This is a genomic window from Psychromarinibacter halotolerans (assembly GCF_029168315.1).
GTDB lineage: Bacteria > Pseudomonadota > Alphaproteobacteria > Rhodobacterales > Rhodobacteraceae > Psychromarinibacter > Psychromarinibacter halotolerans.
This window is the reverse complement of the sequence record NZ_JARGYD010000008.1, coordinates 91867-118252: the sequence shown is the minus strand read 5'-3', so window position 1 is coordinate 118252 and position 26386 is coordinate 91867. Positions and strand designations below refer to the sequence as shown.

24 protein-coding genes and 1 tRNA gene are annotated in these 26386 nt (G+C 64.7%); 15 read left to right on the top strand and 10 right to left on the bottom strand.

The features are described 5' to 3' along the window. Window positions 1-45: 45 nt before the first annotated feature. The 3 genes from P1K30_RS18475 to P1K30_RS18465 are packed head-to-tail and all read right to left on the bottom strand — an operon-like array spanning window position 46 to window position 5738. Window positions 46-1380 (bottom strand): efflux transporter outer membrane subunit, encoded by a 1335-nt coding sequence (locus tag P1K30_RS18475; RefSeq protein WP_275634246.1) that lies wholly within the window; start codon window positions 1378-1380, stop codon window positions 46-48. A 32-nt stretch (window positions 1381-1412) separates the two neighbouring features. After that, window positions 1413-4520, bottom strand: coding sequence for an efflux RND transporter permease subunit (locus tag P1K30_RS18470; RefSeq protein ID WP_275634245.1), 3108 nt, complete (start codon window positions 4518-4520; stop codon window positions 1413-1415). A gap of 6 nt (window positions 4521-4526) precedes the next feature. After that, window positions 4527-5738: an efflux RND transporter periplasmic adaptor subunit gene (locus P1K30_RS18465; RefSeq protein WP_275634244.1), complete on the bottom strand. Its 1212-nt coding sequence runs from the start codon at window positions 5736-5738 to the stop codon at window positions 4527-4529. A gap of 323 nt (window positions 5739-6061) precedes the next feature. Between P1K30_RS18465 and P1K30_RS18460 the strand changes: the two genes are divergently transcribed. The 3 genes from P1K30_RS18460 to P1K30_RS18450 all read left to right on the top strand — a co-directional run bounded on the left by P1K30_RS18460 (window position 6062) and on the right by P1K30_RS18450 (window position 9360). Beyond that, window positions 6062-6418: a MarR family winged helix-turn-helix transcriptional regulator gene (locus P1K30_RS18460; RefSeq protein WP_275634243.1), complete on the top strand. Its 357-nt coding sequence runs from the start codon at window positions 6062-6064 to the stop codon at window positions 6416-6418. Between the two features lie 155 nt (window positions 6419-6573). Continuing rightward, on the top strand, window positions 6574-7986 hold the full coding sequence (locus P1K30_RS18455) for a mannose-1-phosphate guanylyltransferase/mannose-6-phosphate isomerase (RefSeq protein WP_275634242.1): 1413 nt from the start codon (window positions 6574-6576) through the stop codon (window positions 7984-7986). 12 nt (window positions 7987-7998) lie between these two features. After that, on the top strand, window positions 7999-9360 hold the full coding sequence (locus P1K30_RS18450) for a phosphomannomutase (RefSeq protein WP_275634241.1): 1362 nt from the start codon (window positions 7999-8001) through the stop codon (window positions 9358-9360). A 51-nt stretch (window positions 9361-9411) separates the two neighbouring features. Here P1K30_RS18450 and P1K30_RS18445 read toward each other — a convergent pair whose 3' ends face one another. The 5 genes from P1K30_RS18445 to P1K30_RS18425 all read right to left on the bottom strand — a co-directional run bounded on the left by P1K30_RS18445 (window position 9412) and on the right by P1K30_RS18425 (window position 15914). Beyond that, window positions 9412-10002 (bottom strand): sugar transferase, encoded by a 591-nt coding sequence (locus P1K30_RS18445; RefSeq protein WP_275634240.1) that lies wholly within the window; start codon window positions 10000-10002, stop codon window positions 9412-9414. Between the two features lie 1123 nt (window positions 10003-11125). Continuing rightward, window positions 11126-11200, bottom strand: a tRNA-Gly gene (locus tag P1K30_RS18440). Between the two features lie 234 nt (window positions 11201-11434). Further along, entirely contained in the window at window positions 11435-11824 is a 390-nt protein-coding gene (locus tag P1K30_RS18435) for an MAPEG family protein (RefSeq protein WP_275634239.1), read from the bottom strand. A 72-nt stretch (window positions 11825-11896) separates the two neighbouring features. Then, the gene (locus tag P1K30_RS18430; protein WP_275634238.1) at window positions 11897-12439 is read right to left on the bottom strand and encodes a methyltransferase family protein; all 543 of its coding nucleotides are present in this window, start codon (window positions 12437-12439) and stop codon (window positions 11897-11899) included. A gap of 28 nt (window positions 12440-12467) precedes the next feature. Further along, on the bottom strand, window positions 12468-15914 hold the full coding sequence (locus P1K30_RS18425; RefSeq protein ID WP_275634237.1) for a pyruvate carboxylase: 3447 nt from the start codon (window positions 15912-15914) through the stop codon (window positions 12468-12470). 255 nt (window positions 15915-16169) lie between these two features. Between P1K30_RS18425 and P1K30_RS18420 the strand changes: the two genes are divergently transcribed. Further along, window positions 16170-17684 (top strand): acetyl-CoA hydrolase/transferase family protein, encoded by a 1515-nt coding sequence (locus P1K30_RS18420; RefSeq protein WP_275634236.1) that lies wholly within the window; start codon window positions 16170-16172, stop codon window positions 17682-17684. Here P1K30_RS18420 and P1K30_RS18415 read toward each other — a convergent pair. Further along, window positions 17681-17941 carry a DUF2798 domain-containing protein gene (locus tag P1K30_RS18415; protein ID WP_275634235.1) on the bottom strand — a complete coding sequence of 87 codons (261 nt, stop codon included), beginning with the start codon at window positions 17939-17941 and terminating at the stop codon, window positions 17681-17683. The genes P1K30_RS18420 and P1K30_RS18415 overlap by 4 nt on opposite strands. A gap of 315 nt (window positions 17942-18256) precedes the next feature. Between P1K30_RS18415 and proS the strand changes: the two genes are divergently transcribed. From proS to P1K30_RS18360, 11 genes are all read left to right on the top strand, one after another. Then, a complete protein-coding gene (gene proS / locus P1K30_RS18410; RefSeq protein WP_275634234.1) occupies window positions 18257-19576 on the top strand; it encodes a proline--tRNA ligase in 1320 nt (439 codons plus the stop codon). 110 nt (window positions 19577-19686) lie between these two features. Beyond that, window positions 19687-19878, top strand: a complete 192-nt coding sequence (locus P1K30_RS18405) for a hypothetical protein (RefSeq protein ID WP_275634233.1) — start codon at window positions 19687-19689, stop codon at window positions 19876-19878. A gap of 70 nt (window positions 19879-19948) precedes the next feature. Beyond that, window positions 19949-20596: a helix-hairpin-helix domain-containing protein gene (locus P1K30_RS18400; RefSeq protein WP_275634232.1), complete on the top strand. Its 648-nt coding sequence runs from the start codon at window positions 19949-19951 to the stop codon at window positions 20594-20596. Between the two features lie 107 nt (window positions 20597-20703). Further along, entirely contained in the window at window positions 20704-21189 is a 486-nt protein-coding gene (locus P1K30_RS18395) for a DUF2937 family protein (RefSeq protein WP_275634231.1), read from the top strand. 114 nt (window positions 21190-21303) lie between these two features. Continuing rightward, complete coding sequence (locus P1K30_RS18390) at window positions 21304-22578, top strand: lipoprotein-releasing ABC transporter permease subunit (RefSeq protein ID WP_275634230.1); 1275 nt, start codon at window positions 21304-21306, stop codon at window positions 22576-22578. Further along, on the top strand, window positions 22571-23248 hold the full coding sequence (locus P1K30_RS18385; RefSeq protein WP_275634229.1) for an ABC transporter ATP-binding protein: 678 nt from the start codon (window positions 22571-22573) through the stop codon (window positions 23246-23248). The genes P1K30_RS18390 and P1K30_RS18385 overlap by 8 nt, the downstream gene beginning before the upstream one ends. A 72-nt stretch (window positions 23249-23320) precedes the next feature. Continuing rightward, on the top strand, window positions 23321-23734 hold the full coding sequence (locus tag P1K30_RS18380; protein WP_275634228.1) for a c-type cytochrome: 414 nt from the start codon (window positions 23321-23323) through the stop codon (window positions 23732-23734). 95 nt (window positions 23735-23829) lie between these two features. Continuing rightward, the gene (locus P1K30_RS18375) at window positions 23830-24246 is read left to right on the top strand and encodes a c-type cytochrome (protein ID WP_275634227.1); all 417 of its coding nucleotides are present in this window, start codon (window positions 23830-23832) and stop codon (window positions 24244-24246) included. A gap of 116 nt (window positions 24247-24362) precedes the next feature. Beyond that, window positions 24363-24560 carry a CsbD family protein gene (locus tag P1K30_RS18370; protein WP_275634226.1) on the top strand — a complete coding sequence of 66 codons (198 nt, stop codon included), beginning with the start codon at window positions 24363-24365 and terminating at the stop codon, window positions 24558-24560. A gap of 3 nt (window positions 24561-24563) precedes the next feature. Beyond that, a complete protein-coding gene (locus tag P1K30_RS18365; RefSeq protein ID WP_275634225.1) occupies window positions 24564-25076 on the top strand; it encodes a pyridoxamine 5'-phosphate oxidase family protein in 513 nt (170 codons plus the stop codon). Window positions 25077-25246: 170 nt separating this feature from the next. After that, a complete protein-coding gene (locus P1K30_RS18360) occupies window positions 25247-25636 on the top strand; it encodes a c-type cytochrome (protein ID WP_275634224.1) in 390 nt (129 codons plus the stop codon). A gap of 145 nt (window positions 25637-25781) precedes the next feature. On the opposite strand, the gene P1K30_RS18355 is transcribed toward P1K30_RS18360, so the two are convergent. Then, window positions 25782-26369 (bottom strand): hypothetical protein, encoded by a 588-nt coding sequence (locus P1K30_RS18355; protein WP_275634223.1) that lies wholly within the window; start codon window positions 26367-26369, stop codon window positions 25782-25784. Window positions 26370-26386 lie beyond the last annotated feature (17 nt).

Sequence of the window (26386 nt, the reverse complement as noted above, 5' to 3'; positions counted from 1 at the left end):
GCCCCGGCGCGGTGGCCGGGGCTTTTGAATGAAATGGAACGGCGATCAGTTCGTTGCCGGTGGCACGATGGCCCAGCCACGACCGGCCGCGACCTGCAGCGCCGCCCAGTTGGCGGCCATGTCGCGCACCGACGCGGCAAGCGACAGCTGCGCCGAGGACAGCGACCGCTGACCGTTCAGCAGGTCAAGAAGCGTGGTCGCGCCCGCGTCGTAGGTCTGCTGCGACAGGTCCACCACGCGCGAGAACGACGTGACCGACCCCTGCAGCGCCGACACCTCGCGCCGCGCGCGGATATAGGCGGATTGCGAGCTTTGGACCTCTTCCACGGCGCCCAGCACCGAGGCGCGCCATGCCAGACGGGCCTGTTCGGCCTGTGCGATCGCCTGATCGCGGTTGGCCAGCAGCACCGGCATGTTCAGCAGCGGGATCGACACGGTGGGGCCGAAGCTCCAGGTGTTGACGCCATTGCTGATGCCGACGTTGCCGCCCAGCGACAGGGACGGGTACAGCGCGGCCTCGCTGACACCGACGCGTGCGACGGCGGCGGCATAGCTTTCCTCGGTCGAGCGGACGTCGGGGCGATTGCGCAGCAGGTCCGCCGGAATGCCGGCACCGGCACCCGCGTAGACGTTCGGCTGACGCCCGCCAGCCTGCAGCTGGGTCTGGATCGTCTGCACCGGCACCGCCAGCAGCGTCGCGATCGAATACAGCGCGCTGTAATAGCCGCTTTCCAGTCCCGGCAGGTTGGCGCGGGCTTGGTTGTAGGCGGCTTCGGCCTGAGCAACGTCAAGCTGGGTCGACGCACCGGCGCCGAACTGGCCACGGACCAGCTCAAGCGTTTCGGCCTGACTGGAGATAGTGCCGCGGGTCAGCGCCAGCGCCTGCTGGAAGTAACGCAGGTCGAGGTAGGACGACACCAGCGCCGACAGCACGGCAAGCCGCGCCGTCCCGACGCTAAGTTCGGTCGCGCGCAGGTTGGCCAGTGCGGCTTCGCGCTGGCGCTGCTGGCTGCCGAACAGGTCGATGATGATCGACGGGTTGAACCCGGCGCTGCGGGTTTCGCTGACGGGGATGTTGTCCCCGCCTTGGCGCGTCCACTGGCCGGTGACGCCCCCGGACACAAGGCCCGCAAGGCCGGTGGCACGGGCGGCGGCCTGCGCCTCGTCGATGCGGACCAGCGCGGTCCGCACGTCTAGGTTCTGGCGCATCGCAGCGGCGACAAGCTGGTTCAGCATCTTGTCGTTGAACTGCAGCCACCACTGTTGGGCCGCGGCGTCGCCGATCGGGGCGTGGGCCCCTTCGGCGAAGCTGTTAGCCAGCGGGATGCCGGGTGACTTGAAGTCCGGACCGACCGTGCACGCCGCCAGAAGGGCGGGCACTGCCAGGGCAGTGAGTTTCAGACGGGGCAAGTTCAAGCCTCCTTGGTCCGCGCGCCCGGCGTCAGGCGCATGATAAGAACGTACAGCGCCGGCACCATGAAGATGCCGAGGAAAGTCGAGGCGATCATGCCGCCAATAACGCCGATGCCGATGGCATTCTGCGCCGCAGCCCCCGCGCCAGAAGCGGTCGCCAACGGCAGCACGCCGAGGATGAAAGCCAATGCTGTCATCAAAATGGGCCTCAGCCGGAGCCGAGCCGCCTCGATAGCTGCCTCTGTGACCGTGCGTCCTTCACTGCGCAAGGTTTCTGCGAACTCCACGATAAGGATGGCGTTGCGTGCTGCAAGCCCGATGGTGGTGAGCAAACCGACCTTGAAGTACACGTCGTTCTGCTGTCCGAAGTACCAAGCGGCCACCATTGCACCCATCACGCCGACCGGAACGGACAGCATGACGGCGAACGGAATCGACCAGCTTTCGTACAGTGCGGCAAGCGCCAGAAAGACCACCAGAACCGAGATGCCGTAAAGGATGTAAGCAAGGTCTCCGGACTGTCTTTCTTGGTAACTAATGCCTGTCCAGGCCGCTCCGTAGCCCCCGTCTAGGCTTGCGACGAGCTCCTCCATGACCTCCATCGCGGTCCCGGTCGAGACGCCTTCCCCGGGCGAGCCGGAGACCTCGATCGCGTTGGTTCCCTCGTACCGCTGAAGCGACGGAGAAACCGGCTCCCACGAGGTTGTGGCGAAGGCCGAGAAAGGTACCATTTCTCCGGAAGTGTTGCGCGCATACCAATCAAACACGTCGTCAGGCTGCATCCGGAAGGGTGCATCTGCCTGAACAATAACCGGTCGCAGCGAATCACCCAGGATGAAATCGTTCACTTCCGAGCCCGAGAAGACGACCGAAAGCATCGAGTTGATCGCCGACAGGGACAGGCCAAGGCTTTCGGCCTTCTGCTGGTCGATCTCGATGCGCAGGGCGCTTTCCTGTTCGGTGCCGGTGACGCGCAGGTTGACCACCCGCTCGTCCTGGTTGGCGATGGCTTCCAGTTCGGTCGCGGCTTCGATCAGCGCCTCGGTGCCGTTCGCGCCCTGGTCGACGAGGTACATCGAGAAGCCGCCGGTGTTGCCGAGGCCCATGATCGCGGGCGGCTGCATCACGAAGATCTGCCCCGCCCGGTTGGTCATGAACGCCATGTTGGCGCGCATGGCGACCGCCGAGGCCGCAAGCTGCGGATTGTCGGCCCTTTGTTCGAATTCCCGAAGCTTAACGAAGACCATCGCGCGATTCTGCCCGGATCCGCCGAACCCGAAGCCAAGGGCTGCAAAGGTCGACTCTACAGCAGCCTCTTCGTTACCGATGAAGAAACCGTTAATCTGGTCCACCACCGCGGATGTCTGCTGGGCGGTCGATCCCTCGTCGAGGTTGACGATGGTGATCAGCACGCCTTGGTCCTCGGTCGGGATGAAGGACGAGGTGATCCGGCTGTTGGCGCTGTAGGCCACATAGCCGATTGCGCCGAGGATCAGCAGCATTACCAAGGGCGCCTTCAGCGACAGCTTCACGGTGCCCGAGTAGAAGTCGGTGAACCTCGACATGCCGTTGTTGAACCAGCGCGCGGGCGGGAAACGTGTCTCGCCGTGGTTCGCCTTCAGCAACTGCGCCGACATCGGCGGCGACAGGACGACCGCGATGATCAGCGACAGCGCCATCGCGGTGACCATCGTCAGCGAGAACTGGCGATAGATCACCCCCGTTGCACCGGGGAAGAACGCCATCGGCAGGAACACTGCCGCCAGCACCACGTTGATGCCGACCAGCGCCGACAGGATCTGTCCCATCGACTTGGCCGTCGCTTCGCGTGCGGACAGCTTTTCCTCTTCCATCAGGCGTTCGACGTTCTCGACCACGACGATCGCGTCGTCGACGAGAAGGCCGATGGCAAGCACCATCGCAAACATCGTCAGTGTGTTGATCGAATAGCCTGCGGCATACAGCACGGCGAGCGTCCCCAGCAGAACCACCGGCACGGTGACCAGCGGGATCAGCGTGGCGCGCCACGACTGCAGGAAGACGATCAGCACCAGCAGCACCAGCAGGACGGCCTCGATCAGGGTGTGTTCCACCTGCTCGATCGACAGTTCCACGAAGGGCGAGGTGTCATAGGCGATGCGGTATTCGACGCCATTGGGCAAAGCGGCCCGCAGGGATTCCAGCGTGGCGCGGACGTTCTCCGAGGTTTCGACCGCGTTCGCGCCGGTGGCGAGGTTGACGCCGAAACCAGCGGCGGGCTGGCCGTTGTACAGCGACTCGACGCCATAGCTTTCCTGCCCGATCTCGATCCGGGCCACGTCGCCCAGCCGGACGACCGAACCGTCCGTTTCGGTCTTCAACAGGATCTGTTCGAATTCCTCGGCGGTGGTGAGCTGGCTTTGCGCGGTGATCGTCGCGGTGAACTGCTGCCCGGACATCGTGGGCTGATCGCCCAGCGAACCGACCGACACGGTGGTGTTCTGTTCCTGCACGGCCGCGGTGATGTCGGCCGGGGTCAGCTGGTAGCGGACCAGAGCCAGCGGATCGAGCCAGACGCGCATCGCGTAGCTGGAGCCGAAGGTGCTGATGCCGCCGACGCCTTCTGTCCGTTCGACGGCGCTTTCGACGATTTCGTCAAGCAGGTCGCCCAGTTGAAGGGTGGTGTAGTTGCCCGAGGTGTCGACCAGCGCGCCCACCAGCAGGATCGAACTGTCCGACCGGGTGACGTTCACGCCCTGCTGTTGCACGACAGAGGGCAGCTGGCGCTCGACCCGGCTGACCCTTGACTGGACCTCGTTCTGCGCATCGATCGCCTCGACGCTTTCGTCGAAGATGATGGTGATAGAGGACGACCCCTCGCGGGACTGCGACGTCATGTAAAGCATGCCATCGAGACCGGACATCGACTCTTCGACCACGCGGGTCACCGAGTTCAGCACCGCCGACGCGGTCGCGCCGGGGTAGTTGGTCGAGACGCGGACAGTCGTCGGTGCGATGTCGGGATATTGCGACACCGGCAGGCCAAGGAACGAAGCCGCGCCCGCCAGCATCATCATGATGGAAACGACCCAGGCGAAAACCGGGCGCCGGATAAAGAAGGTACCCATGATGTCTTAGCCGTCCTCGTCCGGAGTTTCCGTCGCCGGTTCTTCGGCGGTGTCTTCCGACGCATCCGCCGTGGCGACGTCCGAGACGACACCGTCTTCCGAGATCGTCACCGGAACGGTCTGCACCTCTGCGCCGGCGCTCAGGTTGGTCAGGCCATCCATGATCAGCATCTCGCCGTCCGACACGCCGTCGGTCACGATCCATGCGTTCTGGTAGACGCCGGTTTCCGTCAGCGTGCGTTCCTCGGCAACGCCGTCGACCGCGATGAAGGCCGTCAGGGTGCCGTCGGCGGCACGCGACGTGGCGCGTTGCGGTACAAGGATCGCGGGGGTTTCGCCCAGCGTGATGTCGACCCGAAGGAACTGGCCGGGCAGGATTTCTCTGTCCGGATTGTCGAACCGGAAGCGGAAGATAGAGGTGCCGGTGGTCGTGGACACAGAGGTGCCGCCGGTGACCAGCGTGCCCGGCATCGCATAGGTGTTCCCGGTTTCCAGTTGCAGCGACACGTCCAGGTTCTCGCCCGGCGCAAGGGTGCCTGCCTCGACCCGGTCGCGGATCGTCTGAACCCGTCGGCTGCTTTCCTGCACATCGACATAGATCGGATCGATACGCGTGACCGTGGTCAGCGCGTTTGTCTGGTTCGCCGTCACCAGCGCGCCGACGGACACGTTCGCGATGTCCACGATGCCGGTGATCGGGCTGCGGATCTCGGTGCGGTCGAAGTTCAGCTGCGCAAGGTCGCGCGCCGCGCGGGCAGAGCTAAGCGTCGCCTCGGCCTGCGCCAGCGTCACGCGGGCGTTCTCGACGGTTTCGGCGGTCACGCCGGTGCCCGAAAGGCTTTCGTATCGGGCCAGCGTGGTTTCCGCGGCCGAGACCGACGCCTCGGCACTGGCAACGGTGGCTTCGGCGGCTGCAAGATCGGCGGCGAAGGTGTCGCCCTCGATCCGGAACAACACGTCGCCGACTTCGACCTCGGTGCCGGGTTCGTACACGATTTCGGAGATCACACCGGCAACGCGGGGCCGGATGTCGGTTTCCTCGAAGGCGACCGCGCGTCCGGGAAGCGTGACCGAGTAGGGCACCCGCGCTTCGTCCAGTTCGATCACGCCGACATTCGTGGGGCCACCGCCGCCGGGCATCTGCGCCAGCGCGGGCGAGGCCGCCCAGCCCGCCGCGACCAGCGCGGCGACATGAAACAGGTGAGCGAACGGGCGCACCACGCGACTATCTTCGCGCCGTGTCCGCGCGTCTTTTCCTGAAACCTTCAAACCGGGTCCCCTTACATGCATTTCGCCGCTGCAGTGCAGCGGCGGTGTTCGTCTGTCTCTACGCGCGAGGGAAACATTTCCGTCGCATTTATCTTTCTTCTAAGATATTGAACTTGGGCCGGAGGGGGCAAGGGGAGAAATGCCTGAAGATGGGTGAAGACAGAAAACTGAGGGTTCAATGCCACTGGCCCGACCTTGATCACGACGTGCTCGCAGTGTCGGGAGTCGTGCAGCATACCGGGCAGGTCGTCGCGCGGAGGGCTAGAAAGGTTATGCGAAAACATGATCTTAACCCGACAGAGTTCGAGGTTCTGATGATCCTTCGCACCGAGGCGGAAGGCAAACCCATGACGCCGTCCATGCTGTATGATGCATTGGTGATATCCTCTGGGGGCATGACGCAGGTGCTGCGATCTCTGGAGGAAAAAGGCCTTGTGACCCGCCCCGACGGGGCAGAGGACAAGCGATCGCGGCCGGTCGCGATCACCGAGGCGGGCGTCGCGCTGGGCGATGTTGCACTGCGGCAAGTCGAGGCGGAAGAGCGCCGCGCCTTCGCCGAAACCGGGCTGACCCGCAAGGAATTGGATACGCTTCTGTCGCTGCTTGTCCGCTACGACGGGATGCTCTGAACCGGACGCCGACCCGCCGGATCGGGGCAGTATAGGGGCCGGGTTGCTGGTTGTCTCGGTAGGGTCGCAGGCTATTGTCATTCCCAACGTCGGGCTGCCGACGATTTCGATGGCGATACCGACTGCATGACACCGATTTCCGGGATGGAGCTGTTTTGACGATAACCCCTGTTCTCCTTTGCGGCGGCTCGGGCACACGCCTGTGGCCGCTGTCGCGCAAATCCTATCCAAAGCAATTCGCGCCGTTCCTTGGGCGGGAAAGCCTGTTCCAGGCCTCGGCAAAGCGGCTGTCGGGCGAGGGGTTCGCGCCGCCTTTGGTGGTCACGGCATCGGAATTCCGGTTCATCGTCACGGAACAGCTTGGCGGCGCGGGGATCGACCCCGGCGCCATCCTGATCGAGCCCGAAGGCCGCAACACGGCCCCCGCCGTACTGGCCGCCGCGCTGTGGCTGGAAAAAACCGATCCCGACGCGCTGATGCTGGTCGCGCCCTCGGACCACGTCATCCCCGAGCCAGAGGCGTTCCACGCCGTGCTGGAGACCGGCGCCGAAGCAGCGCGCGCGGGGCGCATGGTCACCTTCGGCATCGCGCCCGACCGCCCGGAAACCGGCTATGGTTGGCTGGAACTGGCAGAGGCCGGCGGCGAAGGGGTGCAGGATCTTGTGCGGTTCGTCGAAAAGCCGGACGAGGACAAGGCAAGCGCCATGCTGGACGCCGGGCGGTTCCTGTGGAACGCGGGGATCTTCCTGTTCTCGGTCCGCACCATCCTTGATGCTTTCCGCGCCCATGCGCCGGATCTTATGGAGCCTGTGGGCGCGGCGCTGGACAAGGGCCGCGAAGATCTTGGGTTTCTGCGGCTCGATCCCGAGGCATGGGAAGGCGCCGACGATATCTCGATCGACTACGCGGTGATGGAACGGGCCGACAACCTGTCGGTGGTGCCGTTCGACGGGCGCTGGTCCGACCTTGGCGACTGGTACGCGGTCTGGCGCGAGACGGCAGACGACACCGGGGTGGCGCAGGCGGGCAACGCGCTGGCGATTGACTGCGAGGATACGCTGCTGCGGTCCGAGGCCGAAGGTCAGGCGCTGGTCGGGATCGGCCTGCAGAACATCGTTGCCGTCGCGATGCCCGACGCGGTGCTGGTGGCCGACGCCAGCCGGGCGCAGGACGTGAAGATCGCGGTCTCTGCGTTGAAGGACCGGGGCGCGGCGCAGGCCGAGAGCTTTCCGAAAGACCACCGCCCGTGGGGCTGGGTCGAGACGCTGGTCGGCGGCGACCGCTTTCAGGTAAAGCGGATCGTCGTGCAGCCGGGGGCGGCGCTGTCGCTGCAATCGCACCACCACCGGGCCGAACACTGGATCGTGGTCGAGGGCACCGCCAAGGTCACAATCGGCGAAACCGAACGGCTGCTGACCGAGAACCAGTCGATCTATGTGCCGCTGGGCGAAAAGCACCGCCTTGCCAATCCGGGAATTGTCCCGATGGTACTGATCGAGATCCAGACGGGCAGTTACCTCGCCGAGGACGACATCACCCGTTACGACGATATCTACGCACGGACCTGAGGAGAGGGGACGATGGCGCCCAAGTTCGGAACAAGCGGCCTGCGCGGGCTGGTGACAGAGCTGACCGACGAGCTGGTCGCGGATTACACCCGCGCCTTCCTGACGTCGTGCGATACCGGCGGCGGGGTTTATGTGGGCGAGGACCTGCGCGCCTCGTCCCCGCGCATCGCGGCGGCGGTGACGGCGGCGGCGACCGACCTTGGGCTGCCGGTGACGCGGGTTGGCCCGGCGCCGACACCCGCGCTGGCGCTGGCGTCGATGGGCGCGGGGCAGGCGGCGGTGATGGTCACCGGCAGCCACATCCCCGCCGACCGCAACGGCCTGAAGTTCTACCTGCCAGGGGGCGAAGTCTCGAAGGATGACGAGGCGCGGATCACCGGCGCGCTGGGCGCGGCGCCGCAGGGCGGTTCGGCCCCGGTACAGGACCACGACGCGGCCCCGGCCTATGTCGCACGCTATGCCGACGCCTTCGGGCACGACGCACTGGCGGGGCTGACCATCGGCGTCTACCAGCACAGCTCGGTCGCGCGCGACATCATGGTGGCGGTGGTCGAGGCACTGGGCGCGACCGCCGTGCCGCTTGCCCGATCCGACGAATTCATCCCCGTCGACACCGAGGCGGTCGATCCGGACACCCGCGCGATGCTGGCCGATTGGTGTGCCGACCACGGGCTGGACGCGGTGATCTCGACCGACGGCGATGCCGACCGGCCGATGGTGACCGATGCCACCGGACGGATCGTGCCCGGTGACGTGCTTGGGCCGCTGACCGCCAAGGCGCTGGGCGCGCAGGTGATCTGCACGCCGGTGTCTTCGAACACCGCCGTCGACGGAATGGGCTTTGCCCGCGTCGACCGCACGCGCATCGGCTCGCCCTTCGTGATCGCCGCGATGGACACCCACGCAGGCGAGAAGGTCGTCGGGTACGAGGCGAACGGCGGCTTCCTGCTGGGCTTCGACACCGGTCGCCTGTCGCCGCTGGCGACGCGCGACAGCCTGTTGCCGATGGTGGCCCCGCTGGCCAGCGCGGCTGCGAAGGGGATGTCACTGGCCGACCTTGTGGCGACCATGCCCCGCCGTTTCACCGCCGCCGACCGCATCGCGGGGATCGAGCCGGAAACGTCGCAACGCTTCCTTGCCGAGATGACCGACGACCCGTCGCGGCGCGCGGCGTTCTTTACCGGGGTGGGGGCCGAAACCGGCACCGATCTGACCGACGGTCTGCGTGTCAGCTTCGACGGGGACGAGATCGTGCACCTGCGCCCGTCCGGCAACGCGCCAGAGTTCCGCTGCTATGCCGAGGCGTCCAGCCCGGACCGGGCAGAGGAACTGGTGACCGCGCACCTTGATCGGCTGAAGCAGGAATTGGGCTGACGGGGCCGCGACAATCCGGCCCCGAACGCGATCCGATCCAGGGAATACCTGTCAGGCGCCAGTCTGGCGCAGCAGAACCTTCACGGTGCGCGCGAGGTAGGACAGGTCCTTGCCGAAGGACACTTCGGCCCAATAGCGGTTGTCATAGCCGATGCGATCCACGAACGCGGTTTCGCCGCGACCGTCGACCTGCCACGGGCCGGTGATGCCGGGGCGCATGGCGAAGTAGCCGGTGCCACCCCCGGCAGAGGTATAAAGCTCGCGCTGGTTGGTCAGCATCGGGCGGGGGCCCACAAGGCTCATGTCCCCGGTCAGCACGTTGAAGATCTGCGGCAGCTCGTCGATGCTGGTCTTGCGCATGAACGCGCCCAGCCGTGTGATGCGCGGGTCGATCTGAAGCTTCTGATCCCGCTTCCATTCCGCCGCCAGCTCGGGGTCTTTCTTACACATCTCGTCCAGCACGGACTCGGCGTTCACGACCATCGTGCGCAGCTTGTAGCACTTGAAGGTTTCGCCGTTCCGCCCGACGCGGTCCTGCAGGAAGAACCCGGGACCGCCGTCGCGCCGGATCAGCAGCCAGAACACAGCGATCAGCGGGATGCAGATGGGGAGAAGAAAGGCGCAGGCCAGAAGGTCCGCCACCCGTTTTCCAAATACCCGATAGCCACGGTGCGCTGGCCGGATCGAAGGTGCAGCCTGTTCGCGGTGAATAGGCACCGCGCTGTCATGAAAATCTATCTGGCTCACAATACGCCCCCAAGCGAGAACCAACCCATCAACCGTGCTGCAGGAACCACCCCGCAGCGAGCACTCACCAAGTAGGACTGCTCAATACCTATCAGCAAAGACTGGTTTTGAGGAGGTTTAAATTATCAACAGGCGAGTGACGCAGAGGAACTTGGTAAGTAGTCAATATTTATGGCGGTTTGGCATTTTTCCGCCAAGTCTGCCGATTCCGAAGGCGGAATGGGAACGCGTCGGGGCTGTGTCGCTGCCGCCGGTGAAGGCGCGGTCGTCGCGGATTTCCGAATCGGTGACGGCGTGTGAGCCGCCCAAGATCCCGATTTCCCTTGTTTTGTTAATGCAAAAGGCGGGTTACATCCCCGTTTCAACCTGTGCGTGTCGCGCTGGGAAAAGATAAATCCTAGGGGTCTCTGAGATCGGCGCAATCTCGCTTGTCGCCTTGCGCGGCTGACTCCAGAGCCTTCGGGCCGCCTGTCTGAATGACAGTTCTTTGAAGTAAGTCAGAGTAGTTTCTTAATCGAAACTCTTACTTCTAGCGTGATTGACTGTAATGTTGTGAAACAATTCTGCCATCGGCATGTGTATGATTGGCTTGGCTGGCTATGGCCGACAGTTTTTGACGGATTTAATGCCGCGCCTGTCTTGATTGCGAATTTGCCCCCGTCGTCATCCGCGCCCTTCTCAAAAGAGCCGGAACGTCGCCAGATCCGGACCGATGCCATCGGGCAAGTTGCGAGATCATCGGCCAGACGGTGACAGTGGACATGCGTTTCGCCTTTCCGTCGCAGGGCTTGGGGTGGCGTCCAGTTCATTTGCGTTTGGTTTGGTTCTTGGGTCGGGACGGCAGGATTTGCCGCGAGCCTCGGATGCCGGTGTCGTTTGATGTGGCCACGCATCAGCAGAAGGTTCACCGGGGGTAGCGCCAAGGCTGGGTGGGAATGGGCGTGAACGTTTGTCTGAAACACAAAAGGGCTGCCCGAAGGCAGCCCTTTGTCACACCCCTCTCCATCCGGAGAGATATTGGAGCGGGCGATGAGATTCGAACTCACGACCCTTACCTTGGCAAGGTAATGCTCTACCCCTGAGCTACGCCCGCGTCCTTGGGTGAGGCGTGAGATATAAAGAACGGCGGGGGGCTGCAAGAGGAAAAATGCAGGTTTTTGACCCGTCCCACCGATTTTTTCCGATGCCGCTACGGCATGGCCCGCCGTGCGTTCCGCGGTTTCTGGTGACGCAGGTTCGCGACCCTCATCACTGCGATGTCATTGCCGGCGGTGGCTTTCGGGCAGGCGAACGGGGCCGACATGGCCTCAAGCTTTGTGGGATGTGGTTAGAAAATCGCGAGCACCAGATTCCCAATTGCGGCTAGCGTGATCGCGACCACCGTCAGAACCATACCCGCGATCCTCAGCCGACTGATCTGCGGGGTGCGTCCGAACCCGATGGCGTGCGACAGCCGACCGGCGACCAGCATCAGGCCGAACAGGTGCAGCAGGGCAGGGGACATGCCCTGCAATTCTGCCAGCAACAGCATGAGAACGCCGATAGGGGCGTATTCCGCGCAGTTTCCGTGGGCGCGGATGCGCCGCGCCAGTAACGCCTCTCCGCCATCCCCTTGGCTGACCCGGAACGCATAACGCCCCCGGATCACCCATGCGGACAGGCCAAGGAACAGCAGGGCCAGCAGGCTGGCGTAGATGGCAGTGATGGAAGGGGGCATCGCTAAGGCTCCGTGTCAGGACATTGCCCAGCATGCCATGCGCTGCCGCCACGGCAAGCGCCCCCGCGTGGATCAGATCGGTCCAATCCACCTTGGTGTGCGATCGGCGAAGTCGCGCCATGCGGGATCAAGCGACAGCACCCGTTCTTCGGACCGAACCTGAAGCACGGCGGACACCGTCATCAGCACTGCGCCCGCCAGCATCGGCAGGCCCGCCAGCGGCACCAGACCCCAAGCCAACAGGATCTGTCCCACGAAGGTCGGATTGCGCGACAGGCGGAACGGGCCGCCGTCGACCAGCGCGCCCAATTCGCCCTCGGCCGTGCCGATGCGCCACGATCTGCCCATGTAGGCCTGCGAGAACAGCGCGAACCCAGCGCCAAGCGCCACCGGCAGCAGCCAAAGCGCGGCGGACGACCATCCGGGCCCGGCCAGCGGCCACAGGACCAGCGCGGCAAAGGCCAGCCGGAAGCCCCAAGCAGGACCGGACTGGCCGGGACGGTCGAACAGCCAAAGGCTGCGCCCGGCCCGGCGCGAGGCCAGTAAGGTCAGTGCAAGGAAGCCGGCGACATAGCCGGCCCCGATGGCCCAAGCGGCCCAGTGCACGCCCGTCATGCGTGGTGTCCTGTGGTCGGGATGGCGATCAGTCCTCGAACTCGACCAGCAGGTCCTTCGCGTCGATCTGCGCGCCGGGCGAGACGTGAACCGCCTTCACCGTAGCATCCCTTTCGGCATGAAGGCCGGTTTCCATCTTCATCGCCTCGATGGTCAGCAGCAGATCGCCCTGCTTGACCTTCGCCCCTGCCTGCGCCGCGACGGTTGCGACGACGCCGGGCATCGGCGCGCCGACATGGTTCGGGTTGCCGACCTCGGCCTTGGGCCGCACCGTCGATGCGCCGCCCGCCTTGCGGTTCGGCACGCGGATCACGCGGGGCTGGCCGTTCAGTTCGAAGAACACGCGGACGTCGCCGTCCTCGTTGGTCTCGGACAGGGCCGACAGCCGGATTTCCAGCATCACGCCGGGCTCGATTTCGGGCGAGATCTCTTCGCCCGGTTCCATCCCGTAGAAGAAGTTAAGCGTCGGCAAGGTGCGCACCGGCCCATAAGTCGCGTGCCGCGCCGCGTAGTCGGTGAAGACCTTGGGATACATCAGGTAGCCGTTCAGATCCTCGTCGTCGAACTCTTCGTCGGGGAACTTCTCGGCCAACTCGGCGCGCTTGGCCTCCAGATCCTCGGCGGCAAGATGCGCGCCGGGGCGTTCGGTGTTCGGCTTCTCGCCCTTCAGGACCTTTTTCAGGATCGCGTCCGGGAACCCGCCCGGCGGCTGGCCAAGGTTGCCCTTCATCATGTCGATCACCGAATCCGGGAACGACACTTCGGTCTTCGGATCCTCGACCTGCGCGCGGGTCAGGCCTTGGCTGACCATCATCAGCGCCATGTCGCCCACCACCTTGGACGACGGCGTCACCTTCACGATGTCGCCGAACATCAGGTTCACCTCGGCGTACATCTCGGCCACCTCGTGCCAGCGTTCTTCCAGCCCGAGGCTGCGGGCCTGCGCCTTGAGGTTGGTGAACTGGCCGCCCGGCATCTCGTGCAGGTACACCTCAGAGGCGGGCGCCTGCATGCCGCTCTCGAACGCCGCGTACTGGCCGCGCACGGCTTCCCAGTAGTTCGACATCGCGCGGATCGCCTCGACGTCCAGCCCGGTGTCGCGCTCGGTCTGGGCAAGGATCTCGACCACGGTGCCCAGCGTCGCTTGGCTGGTGTTGCCCGACAGCGCGTCCATCGCGCAATCGACCGCGTCCACGCCCGCCTCGGCGGCGGCAAGGATCGTGCCCGCGGCGATGCCTGCGGTGTCATGGGTGTGGAAGTGGATCGGGATCGAAATCTCTTCCTTCAGCGCCTTGAACAGCGTCCGCGCCGCGACCGGCTTCAGCAGCCCAGCCATGTCCTTGACGCCAAGGACGTGGGCCCCGGATTTCTCCAGCTCTTTCGCCATCGTGACATAGTACTTCAGGTCGTACTTGGGCCGCGCCGCGTCGAACAGGTCGCCGGTGTAGCAGACCGTGCCTTCCAGCACCTTGTCAGTCTCAAGCACCGCATCCATCGACACGCGCATGTTCTCGACCCAGTTGAGCGAGTCGAACACCCGGAAGATGTCGACGCCGGACTCGGCGGCCTGCTTGGTGAAGGCCTTCACCACGTTGTCGGGATAGACGGTATAGCCCACCCCGTTCGAGCCGCGTAGCAGCATCTGGGTCAGCAGGTTCGGCATCGCCGCGCGGATGTCGCGCAGGCGTTGCCACGGGCATTCCTGCAAGAAGCGATAGGCCACGTCGAAGGTCGCGCCGCCCCAGCATTCCACCGAGAACAATTCCGGCAGGTTGGCGGCATAGGCGGGCGCCGCCTTGATCATGTCGATCGACCGCATCCGGGTGGCCAGCAGCGACTGGTGCCCGTCGCGCATGGTGGTGTCGGTGATCAGCAGGCGCTTTTGGTCCAGCATCCAGTCGGCCAGCCCTTTAGGGCCCTTTTCCTCAAGGATCTGGCGGGTGCCCGGCGGCGGTGTGCCCAGCTTCAGTTCCGGCACGCGGGCCGGCTTCAGTTCCGGGTGCGGTTTGGGTCGACCTTCGGTTTCCGGGTGCCCGTTCACCGTGATGTCGGCGATGTAGGTCAGCAGGCGCGTCGCGCGGTCGCGGCGCGGCTTGAAGTCGAACAGTTCGGGCGTCTGGTCGATGAACTTGGTGTGGTATTCGTTCGACAGGAACGTCGGGTGCCGCAGCAGGTTGATGACGAAATCGATGTTCGTCGCCACGCCCCGGATGCGGAATTCGCGCAGGGCCCGGTCGATCCGCTTGATCGCGGCCTCGGGCGTCGGCGCCCACGCGGTGATCTTTTCCAACAGCGAGTCGTAATACCGCGTGATGACCGCGCCGCTGTAGGCGGTGCCGCCGTCCAGCCGGATGCCCATGCCCGTCGCGCCGCGATAGGCGGTGATCCGGCCATAGTCGGGGATGAAATTGTTCTGCGGGTCCTCGGTGGTGATCCGGCACTGGATCGCGTGGCCGTCAAGCTGCACGTCGTACTGGCTGGCGACGCCGGTGGCTTCGGTCAGCGACTTGCCCTCGGCGATCAGGATCTGCGCGCGGACGATGTCAATCCCGGTGACTTCCTCGGTGACGGTGTGTTCCACCTGCACGCGGGGGTTCACCTCGATGAAGTAGAATTCGCCGCTTTCCATATCCATCAGGAATTCGATGGTGCCGGCGCATTCGTAGTTCACCGCCTCGGCGATCTTCTTGCCAAGATTGCACAGCGTTTCGCGCTGGGCGGGCGACAGGTAGGGGGCGGGGGCGCGTTCCACGACCTTCTGGTTGCGGCGCTGAACGGAACAGTCCCGTTCCCACAGATGATAGATGTTGCCCTCTTGATCGCCGAGGATCTGAACCTCGACGTGGCGGGCCTTCATGATCATCTTTTCAAGATAACCTTCGCCGTTCCCAAAGGCGGCTTCGGCCTCGCGGCGGCCTTCCTTGACCTTCGACTCAAGCTCGTCGGGGCCCATGATCGGCCGCATCCCGCGTCCGCCGCCGCCCCACGACGCCTTCAGCATCATGGGATAGCCGATTTCTTCGGCTTCCTTGGCGATGGCCTTCATGTCGTCGCCCAGCACTTCGGTCGCCGGGATCACCGGCACGCCGGCCTTGATGGCGACCTTCCGGGCGCTGGCCTTGTCGCCAAGCGCGCGCATGGTGTCCGACTTGGGACCGATGAAGGTGATTCCGTTCGCGGCGCAGGCGTCCACGAAGTCCGGGTTCTCGGACAGCAGGCCGTAACCGGGGTGGATCGCATCGGCGCCGCACATCTTGGCGACGCGGATGATCTCTTCGATCGACAGATACGCCGCCACGGGGCCCATGCCTTCGCCGATCTTGTAGGCCTCGTCGGCCTTGAACCGGTGAAGCGACAACTTGTCCTCTTCGGCGAAGATCGCGACCGTCCGTTTGCCAAGCTCATTGGCGGCGCGCATGACCCGGATGGCGATCTCCCCGCGGTTCGCGATCAGGATCTTCTTGAAGTCGGCCACGGCTGCACCCCCTGTAAGCTATTTTGCACATGCAGAATAACCGGTGCCGTCGCGGCGTAAACTGAAATTTCGTTTGCACCCTGCGGGATGCTCGCCCGGAATGTGCCGGGACCGGGGCGGAAAGCGCCCTGAAACGCCTGCATGACATGCCGCGGCCGCATACCGGAATTCCGTGACGCAGCGGACCGGTGACGCGCCGCGTTCGGCCGATGTATTCCATCGTATGCAGAAGATCTGACACGGGAGGAGCCCGCAATGACCAGCGACCGAATCCGCCACGCCGGACTGGCGGCGAAGGTGACCGATGCAGCAAGCGCCGCCGCCCTGATCCGCCCGGGCGACACCTTGGGCATGAGCGGCTTCACCGGCTCGGGCTATCCCAAGGCGGTGCCCGTGGCCCTTGCCGAGCGGATCGAAGCGGAACATGCCGCAGGCCATCCGTTCCGCGTGAAGGTGTGGACCGGCGCCTCGACCGGGCCAGAACTGGACGGCGCGATGGCGAAGGCCGACGGGATCGAATTCCGTATGCCCTATAACTCGGACCCGATCGCGCGGCAGAAGATCAACGCGGGCGAGATGGAGTATTTCGACCTGCATCTCAGCCACGTCGCCCCGATGGCATGGGAAGGCTTTCTTGGCCATATGGACGTGGCGGTGGTCGAGGTGTCGGGGATCACGCCCGAGGGCGATCTGATCCCGTCGTCGTCGGTCGGCAACAACAAGACGTGGCTGGAACTGGCCGACAAGGTCATCCTAGAGGTGAACCGCTGGCAGTCCCCGGCCTTGGACGGGATGCACGACATTTACTACGGCACCGCGCTGCCGCCGAACCGGGTGCCGATCCCGCTGGTCAAGCCCGACGACCGGATCGGCCAGCCCCATTTCCGCATCGACCCGGCGAAGGTGGTCGCGGTGGTCGAGACCGACGCACCGGACCGCAACGCGCCGTTCTCGCCGCCCGACGACACCGCGCTGGCCATTGCGTCGAACATCCTCGATTTCCTGACGTGGGAGGCAAAGCGCGCCGGTCTGCCGCCGTCGCTGCTGCCATTGCAGTCGGGCGTCGGCAACGTGCCGAACGCGGTGATGGCGGGGCTGATCGAAACGCCGTTTGAGGGGATGACCGCCTTCACCGAGGTGATCCAGGATGGGATGCTGGACATGATCGAGGCGGGGACGCTGCGCATGGCCTCGGCCACGGCGTTTTCGCTGTCGCCCGAGAAAGCCCAGTACTTTAACGAAAATGCGCAGCGGTTCCGCGATCGGCTTCTCCTGCGTCCGCAGGACATATCGAACAATCCGGAACTCGTGCGGCGGTTGGGCTGCATCGCGATGAACGGCCTGATCGAGGCGGATATCTACGGCAACGTCAACTCGACTCATGTCATGGGGTCACGGATACAGAACGGCATCGGCGGTTCGGGCGACTTCGCGCGGAACGGCTATGTGTCGATCTTCATGACGCCATCGACGGCCAAGGGCGGGGCGATTTCGGCCATCGTGCCGCAGGTCAGCCACGTCGACCACATCAGCCAGGACGTGCAGGTGATCGTGACCGAGCAGGGCCTTGCGGACCTGCGCGGCCTGTCCCCGAAACAGCGGGCGCGGCTGATCGTCGAGAAATGCGCGCACCCGGCCTATCGCCCGATGCTAGAGGAGTACATGGCCCGCGCGGCGAAGGGGTCTTACGGTCAGCACGCGCCGATGCTTCCGGGCGAGGCGCTGTCGTGGCACCAGCGGTTCATGGAGACCGGGTCGATGCAGGCCTAACCGCGCCGGGCGGCCATCAGCACGCGGGTCGACAGGGCAAAGCTGATCGGACCGACGCCCAGCGACAGCACGAAGGCGATGGGCCACGCGGTCAGCCAGCGCGCAATCCATGCGCCAACCCAGCCGGGCTGGAATTGCATCGGGATGGCGGTGAAGATGCCGGTCATCAGGAAGGCCATCAGGCAAGAGATGAACACCTGCGCCACGATGACGGTGGCCTTGGGGTTTAGGGGAGTGGTCTGGTCGGTATCGGTCATCAATAAAGCCTTTCGCATAGCGGAGGCGCCGCAAGCCGTTTCCGACGGCCACGCACCCCCTTGGTTTCGGGGTGCCGTGGGTTCGAAAGATCGACTAACTCCCGCGATGCGGGGGCCGGGATAACCGTACCGGCCAAGCGTTTTTCGGCGGGTTCACATTTGGTGCCACCGCGTTTCCACGTCAAGCCGCGCGACCCCGGCTGCGTCGCGACGTAGCGTCAATTCCCCTGCGTGCCGCGCCCTGCGCCAGCTTGTCTTGGTGTGGGCTTTCCCATAGACCGCTTTCGACGTGGAATTTCCTGCCAAGGAGCCTTTATGCGCCTCTCTCGTTACTTCCTGCCGGTCCTCAAAGAGACCCCGGCCGAGGCCCAGATTGCCAGCCATCGCCTGATGCTGCGCGCGGGCATGATCAAACAGGCCAGCGCCGGGATCTATTCGTGGCTGCCGCTGGGCTATCGCGTGCTGCGCAACATCGAGCGTATCGTCCACGAGGAACAGCAGCGCGCCGGGCATATTCCGGTGCTGATGCCGACGCTTCAGTCCGCCGACCTGTGGCGCGAAAGCGGTCGCTACGACGCTTATGGCCCGGAAATGCTGCGTATCCGCGACCGGCACGACCGCGACATGCTGTACGGTCCGACGAACGAAGAGATGATCACCGACATCTTCCGCAGCCACGTCAGTTCTTACAAAGACCTACCGATGACGCTGTACCATATCCAGTGGAAGTTCCGCGACGAGGTGCGTCCGCGCTTCGGTGTCATGCGTGGCCGCGAATTCCTGATGAAGGACGGCTATAACTTCGACCTGACCAAGGAAGATGCGCTGCACGCCTACAACCGCCACCTTGTCAGCTACCTGCGCACCTACGAGCGCATGGGCCTTCAGGCGATCCCGATGCGTGCCGACAGCGGCCCGATCGGCGGCGACGACACCCACGAGTTCCTTGTGCTGGCCGAGACCGGCGAGTCCGAGGTGTTCTATGACAGCGAGATCACCGATCTGAAGTTCGGCGACCGCGAGATCGACTACGACTCGGTCCAGCAGTGCCAGTCGGTGCTGGAAGAATTCACCAGCCGCTATGCGCGCACCGATGAAACCCACGATCCGGCGATCTTCGACCAGATCCCCGAAGACCGCCGCCGCGTCGCGCGCGGCATCGAGGTCGGCCAGATCTTCTATTTCGGCACCAAGTACTCGGAGGCGATGGGCGCCACCGTTCAGGGGCCGGACGGCAAGGCCACCCCGGTGCACATGGGCAGCCACGGCATCGGCGTCAGCCGCCTTGTGGGCGCGCTGATCGAGGCGAACCACGACGACAAGGGCATCGTCTGGCCTTGGGAAGTCGCGCCGTTCCAGGTGGGCATCGTCAACGTCAAGCAGGGCGACGCGACCGCCGATGCGGCCTGTGATGCGCTGTATAAGGAACTGACCGCTGCCGGGCTGGAGGTGCTGTACGACGACCGCGAAGAGCGGGCGGGCGCAAAGTTCGCGACGATGGACCTGATCGGTCTGCCAAAGCGCATCACCGTCGGCCCGCGCGGGCTAGAGAAGGGCGTTGTCGAACTCACCGACCGCCGCACCGGCGAAAGCGAGGAAATCAAGCCCGAGCTGGTCGCCGCCGCGCTGACCTGAGCCAAGGCTTTCCCGCTGGACGGGACACGAAAGGCGCTGCCCCTGCCGGGGTGGCGCCTTTTTGCTTGTGTCGGCGTCTTCATGATAAGGTATATACAAAGCATATCTTTGTGGTATACCTCACCGTCACGGCCCGCCGGCGCACCGCATGGCGGGCCATCTGCACGAAGGAGAAGATTGCGATGTCGAAGAAGAGCAAGGTCAAAGACCTGAAGCGTGAGATCAAGGCGCGGAAGTCCAAGATCGCGAAGCACGAGGGCAAGCTGAAAAAGGCCCGCAAGGCCCTGAAAAAGGCGGCTTAAGCCCGCCGCCACGCATGGACGAAACAGGATGGCCGGGCCAAGCTGGCCCGGTTGCTGACAGGAGTGACGCATGACGGATCTGACCAAGGTCAAAGGAGTCGGGGACGCGCTGGCCAAGGCGCTGCAGTCCGCCGGTATCCCGGACGCAGAGGCGATGGCCGCCGCAGGGCCCGAGGTTTTGATGACCGTGCCCGGCATCGGCGGCGCCCGCGCCGTGATGCTTGCCGCCGCCGCGGCGGATGCGGCTCAGGCCGGGTCGGATGCGCCCACCGAAGCGCCACAAGAACCGAAGGCCGCAGAACCGCAGCCGCCTGCTCCTGCACAGGATACGCCCGAGGCGAAGGCCGAACCCCCGGCGACGGCCAAGCCCAAAGCGAAGCCGAAGGCGAAAGCCAAGTCGGACCCGAAGCCGAAGGCAAAAGCGAAGGCAAAGGCCAAGGCAGCGCCGAAGGCGAAGGCAGAGAAGAAGGCGCAGCGCGCGGCGGAGCAGGCCGCGAAGAAAGCGGCGCTGGCTGCCGAGAAAGCCGCGAAAAAGGCCGCGCGGATCGCCGAGAAGGCCGCCGCCGAGGAGGCCCGCAGGGCCGCAAAGGCGGCCAAGGCCGAGGAAAAGGCCGCCAAGGCTGCGAAGAAGGCCGCCAAGGCCGGGAAAATCGCTGAAAAGGCCGACAAGAAGGCCAAGGCCCGCAAGGCGGAACACAAGCGCGTCGCGAAAGCATAGCACGTCACAGCGGCCCGCCCGCCACGTTCCGGCCCGCGCGGTCCCGCGCGTTGGCCGGACGCGCGGAATCGGCTAGCCTGCGTCGCAAAAGAGCAGGACAGGCAGGCATGTTGAAGATTCTCACCCTTGCGGGGGGCGTGGCCGGTGCGGTTGCGCTGTCGCAGTTTCCCGAATTCTCGCAGCAGTATCTTCAGCGCCTGTCCGGCGCGGTGGACGAACTGCGCACCCAGGTCGTCGCGTTCGACACCCTTGCCACGGCGGCGGGGATCACGCGCGAAGAGGCGCTGGCGGAACTGGACGGCTCGACCTTCCAGTCCGGGCTTCAGGCGCATTTCGGAGAGCAAGTGCATCGCTACGAGCGATTGTCAGCGGACTACACCGCATTGCGTCAGGCGGAACCGCTGCAACGGCTGGCGCAATTTTGGCGCTTTGACGATCCGGACCTTGCCCAGCGGACGTGGGACGATTTCCGCCCCGCCGTTCCCGTCACGACCGACGGGCTGATCTGCGCGGGCATCGGGTTCGCCGGCGGCTGGCTGGCGCTGACGCTGCTGTTCGGGCTGCTGATGCGGCCGTTCCGGCGGTTCGCCTGACCGTCGCTGCACGGCGCACCAGCACACTGTGCCTTTCCCGCACTGTCCGCACACCCGCGTGATGGCGACGCGGGCGATGCTTGACGCCCACGGCGGTTCGGGTATGGCTCCGGCATGGCCGCATTTTCCCGTTTCGAATGGATGATCGCATGGCGTTACCTCCGGGCCCGGCGGGCCGACGGGGGCGTCAGCGTCATGACATGGATCAGCCTTGTCGGCATCACGCTTGCCGTCTTCGCCCTGATCGCCACGCTGTCTGTCCGGGCCGGGTTCCGGGCCGAGTTCGTCGACACCATCCTTGGTGCCAACGCGCATAGCACCGTCTATTCCTCGGTCTACCAGACCGAGACGGGGCAGACCTCGCGCGCGATCACCGATTTCGAGGAGATGGCCGACCGCATCGCCCAGATCCCCGGCGTCATCCGCGCCGCGCCGCTGGTCAAGGGACAGGTGATGGCCAACCTGCGGTCCGACAACGCGGGCGTCGAGGTGTTCGGTATCTCTTTGGAGGATCTCAAGGGGCTGCCGCGCATCGCCAACCCCGAAACATCCGCCGGTGACATCGACAGTTTCGAAAGCGGCATCGCCATCGGGTCGGGCGTTGCGCGTGAACTTGGGGCGATGGTCGGGGACACGATCCGCATCATCTCTCCGAACGGGGTGCAGACCGCCTTCGGCACCAGCCCCCGGATCAACGCCTACGAGGTCGTCTATGTCTTCAGCGCCGGGCGCTATGACATCGACCGGACACGGGTCTATCTGCCGTTCGCCGAGGCGCAGAGCTTCTTCAACAAGGAAGGCTCTGCCGACGAGATAGAGGTGATGGTCGAAGACCCGGACGAGATCGACGCCTATTCGCTGCCGCTTCTTCAGGCCGCCGGGGACACGGCGCTGATCTGGACGTGGCGCGACAGCGCGGGAAGCTTCCTGCGGGCGCTGGATGTCGAAGACAACGTGATGTTCATCATCCTGTCGATCCTTGTGCTGATCGCGGCGATGAACATCATCTCGGGCCTGATCATGCTGGTGAAGAACAAGGGCCGCGACATTGGCATCCTGCGGACGGTGGGCCTGACCGAAGGCTCGATCCTGCGGGTGTTCTTCCTGTGCGGCGCGTCTGTCGGGCTGGTGGGCACGGCGGCGGGCGTGGTGCTGGGTTGCCTGTTCGCGATCTACATCGACCCGATCTTCAGCTTCGTGAATTACATCATGGGCGGCGGTGTCTGGGATCCGTCGATCCGTGGCATCTATAACCTTCCCGCAAAGCTGCAGCTGGCCGACGTTCTTAGCGCGGTGGTCCTGTCGCTGGGGCTATCGTTCATCGTGACGATCTTCCCGGCCCGCCGGGCGGCGCGGATGAACCCGGTAGAGGCGCTGCGCTATGAGTGATCCGGTGCTGGAACTGTCGGGGCTGGAAAAGGTCTACAAGCGCGGCGAGCCGGGCGAGGTCGCGGTGCTGCGCGGCGCGGGCGTGACCGTCGGACCGGGCGAGGTCGTGGCATTGGTCGCGCCGTCGGGGGCGGGCAAGTCGACGCTTCTGCACATCGCGGGCCTGCTGGACACGCCCGACACGGGCGAGGTGAAGATCGCCGGGGACCGGATGGACGGCCTGTCCGACCGCAAGCGCACGCGGGTGCGGCGCCAACAGGTGGGCTTCGTCTACCAGTTCCACCACTTGCTGCCCGAGTTCAGCGCGCTGGAGAACATCGTGCTGCCGCAACTGGCGGATGGCGTGTCGCGCAGCAAGGCCGATGCGCGGGCGCAGGACCTTCTGGCCCGCGTCGGCCTGTCCGGTCGCGTGGACCATCGCCCCTCGGCCCTGTCGGGCGGGGAACAGCAGCGGGTGGCCTTCTGCCGGGCGCTTGCCAATGGGCCAAAGCTGCTGCTGGCCGACGAACCGACCGGCAACCTTGACCCCGGCACCTCGGACGTCGTGTTCGACGCGCTGATGGAACTGGTGCGCGAGACGGGTATGGGCGCGCTGATCGCGACCCACAACCTAGAGCTTGCGGCGCGCATGGATCGCACCGTCCGGCTGGAAGAAGGCCGCATCGTCTAGGGTTTGACCTGCGTCAAGGCGCCGTTCGGTGCCCGGGCGCAGACTTCCGGTGTTTCAAGCCGGGAGGACCTTATGAAGACGGCCGCACTTGTTCTACTCTCTCTTTCGCTTTCGGCTGGCGCTGCGATGGCGCAGGACGCGTCCGGCGACATCCAGACGGGAGAGGCGCTGTTCCAGTCCTATTGCGCCGGATGCCACGGCGTCGAAGCCAAGGGCGAAGGCCCTCTTGCGCCGCTTCTGGCGGTGCCGGTGGCCGATCTGACGGGCCTTGCGGCGCGCAACGGTGGCGAATTTCCCTTGATCCGGGTGGTCGAACTGATCGACGGCCGCCAGCTTTTGCAGGGCCACGGCGGCCCGATGCCGGTGTTCGGCCCGATGCTGGGCGGCGGTGCGGCGGTGCTGGACGGGCCGGACGGATCGGTGGTCCAGACACGCGGCGATGTGGTTCGGATCGCCGAGTACCTCTCGGCTTTGCAGGGCCGCTGACGCCGAATTCGTCGGGCGGCGCGCGTGGGGGATTCTTTCGCGCGCGGTTCGGATGTGATAGGCTTGGGAAAAGTCAGAATAAAGAAAGACGAACGATGCGGGCAACGAGCAGCCTAGTCGCACTCATCGGTCTCGCCGCCCTTGGGGCGTGCACACCAGAGACCGACACGGGCGAATCCAACTTCATGAACCTTTGCGCCGGATGCCACGGCGACGACGGTCGCGGCACGGGTCCGGCGGCGGTGTCGCTGGATGCGGTCCCGGCCGACCTGACGCTGATCGCCGCGCGCAACGGCGGCCGCTTCCCGATGGTCGAGGTGATGTCGAAGATCGACGGCTACGCCAAGGGAGAGGAACACCACGGCGCGATGCCCGCCTTCTGGCCGCTGCTGGAAGGGCGGACCGTGCTGGTGCAGACCGGCGACGGCATCCTGACGCCCACGCCAGAACCGCTTGTCGAACTGGCCGAATACATCCGGTCGATCCAGCGCGACGGGACCGACGCCGAATAGGTCGGATCCCGCCTGTCATGGAAACTTGATCCGATTTCTCGGAACCGTGGGCGGACCGCTCTCGTTTCATGTGCAAGAGCCGGCCAACTCGGCCGGACCAGCCAAAGGAGGCACACATGAACTGGGAACAAGTCAAAGGCAATTGGAACCAGATCAAAGGCAAGGCCCGTGAAGAATGGGGCGAACTGACCGATGATGATCTGGCGGAAGTCCGTGGCGAGCGCGAGCAGCTGGTCGGTCTGATCCAGAAAAAGTACGGGATCGCCAAGGAAGAGGCAGAGCGCCAAGTCGACCAATGGCACGCGGCGGTGTAAGCAATGGCTGACATCAAGCGAACCCAAGACGACGCCACCGGCCAGCTGTTTGACGAGTTGGACCGCGTGCGCGCCGGGATGCTGGGCATTCGCGGTGCGGATGACCACATGCAGCCCATGAGCCACTTCGCCGATCGCGACGCGCGGGCGCTGTATTTCATCACCGCGTCCGATACGGACCTTGTGAAGGCAATCGGCAACGGTGCCGACGCACGGTTCGCCCTGACCGGCAAGGATCACGACTTCTACGCCGGCCTGCAGGGGCCGATCCGCGTGTCGAACGACAGCGCCAAGCTGGACGAGCTGTGGAGCAACATCGCCGCCGCTTGGTTCGAAGGCGGTCGCGACGATCCGCGCGTGACCCTGCTGGAAATGCCCATCGCCGAAGCGGCGGTGTGGTCCAGCACGGGAAATCCCGTAAGTTTCGCGTGGGAAATCGCCCGTTCGAACATGAACGAGGAACATACGCCCGACGTGGGCGTTCATAAGGTGATCGATTTCCGTCGCGCGGCCTGACCGTCGCGCCTCGGCTTTCGTTAAAAGGTGTTCTGGCCCGTCGTGTGGAAACCCACGGCGGGCTTTTTTTGTCCGCGCTTGGCGTGGGCCGGGCGCCAAAGCACCGAATTGCGCCGGATCAAGGCGGGGGTCGGGAAGATGGGGCAAACTGCGGGGAGGAGGATCTTGCCATGCGACAGTTGATTGCGGTTCTGTTGACCTGCGCGGCGGGGGCGGCCCCGGCGCAGGATTTCGGCCCGGCGGAACGGAATTTCTTCATCCACTGCTCGGGCTGCCACGGAGAAGACGCGCGGGGCGGGGGGCCGGTGTCCTTCATTCTCGACACCACGCCGCCGGACCTGACGAAGCTGGCAGAGCAAAACGGCGGCGTCTTCCCCTTGGCCCGCGTCGTCTTCCGCATCGACGGCCGCGACCCGGTGACGGCGCACACCGAGATGCCGGAGTTCGGCGCGGCTTTGGAGGGCGCGACGGTCATGTTGAAGGCCGAGACCGGACAGCCGGTGATGACGACCGAAGCCATCGCGGGACTGGTGCGCTGGCTGGAGGCGGCGCAGCGGTAGACGCGGGGGGTGGGGCGACGGTGCGCTGAAGCGCACCCTACGGGGTGGTGGCGGTTGGTTGCGTTTGTTGCGGCGAATTTGGCGCGCTGAAGCGCACCCTACGGGACCGGTAGGATGGGGTTTCACCCCATCCAGGGCAGCCTAGCTATCGCGAGTGCCTATCGTCGTTTGCCGGGTTTGAGCGCATCTGCTCAATCGCTTTCTCCAAGTCCAAGGCCAAAACGAACCCTGGGACAGCAAATACCCAAATCAGAAATCCATATATACCCATTATGTTGTCGGCTTCGCTGATGTTCCACGCACTAAGCGCGCCAATGGAAAGTACGGCGAGTTCGCCGTACCTTGATGGGTTCAAGTTGGATATTATGATGATGAATATCACGAAGAATGACACGGGCCGACCGAGCCATCCGCCGTTGCCTCCGAGCCCTATCGTCGCCAAGGCGGCTGTGAGATAAACGATCGCGACACAGATCCCTAGTGTCATAAACATCTCGAAGATGCTGTCCTGGTGAACGGCCAAAAGATCTGCGCGTGCAATCGGTATGGTGAGCAAGATAGCCACAAGTCCTGCCACCAATCCCGGGGTGTAGCTCCGCAGTTGGTCAGGTAGAAACACGCGTTCAACAACGAAAGTCTTGGAAATGATTAGGCATGCGATAATGAGCAGCGCTAGGGAAGCTGTTGCGCGAACCTTATTGGGAATTCCACTGAATAGGTTAAGCAGCTTCATGTATCTCAGATCACGGA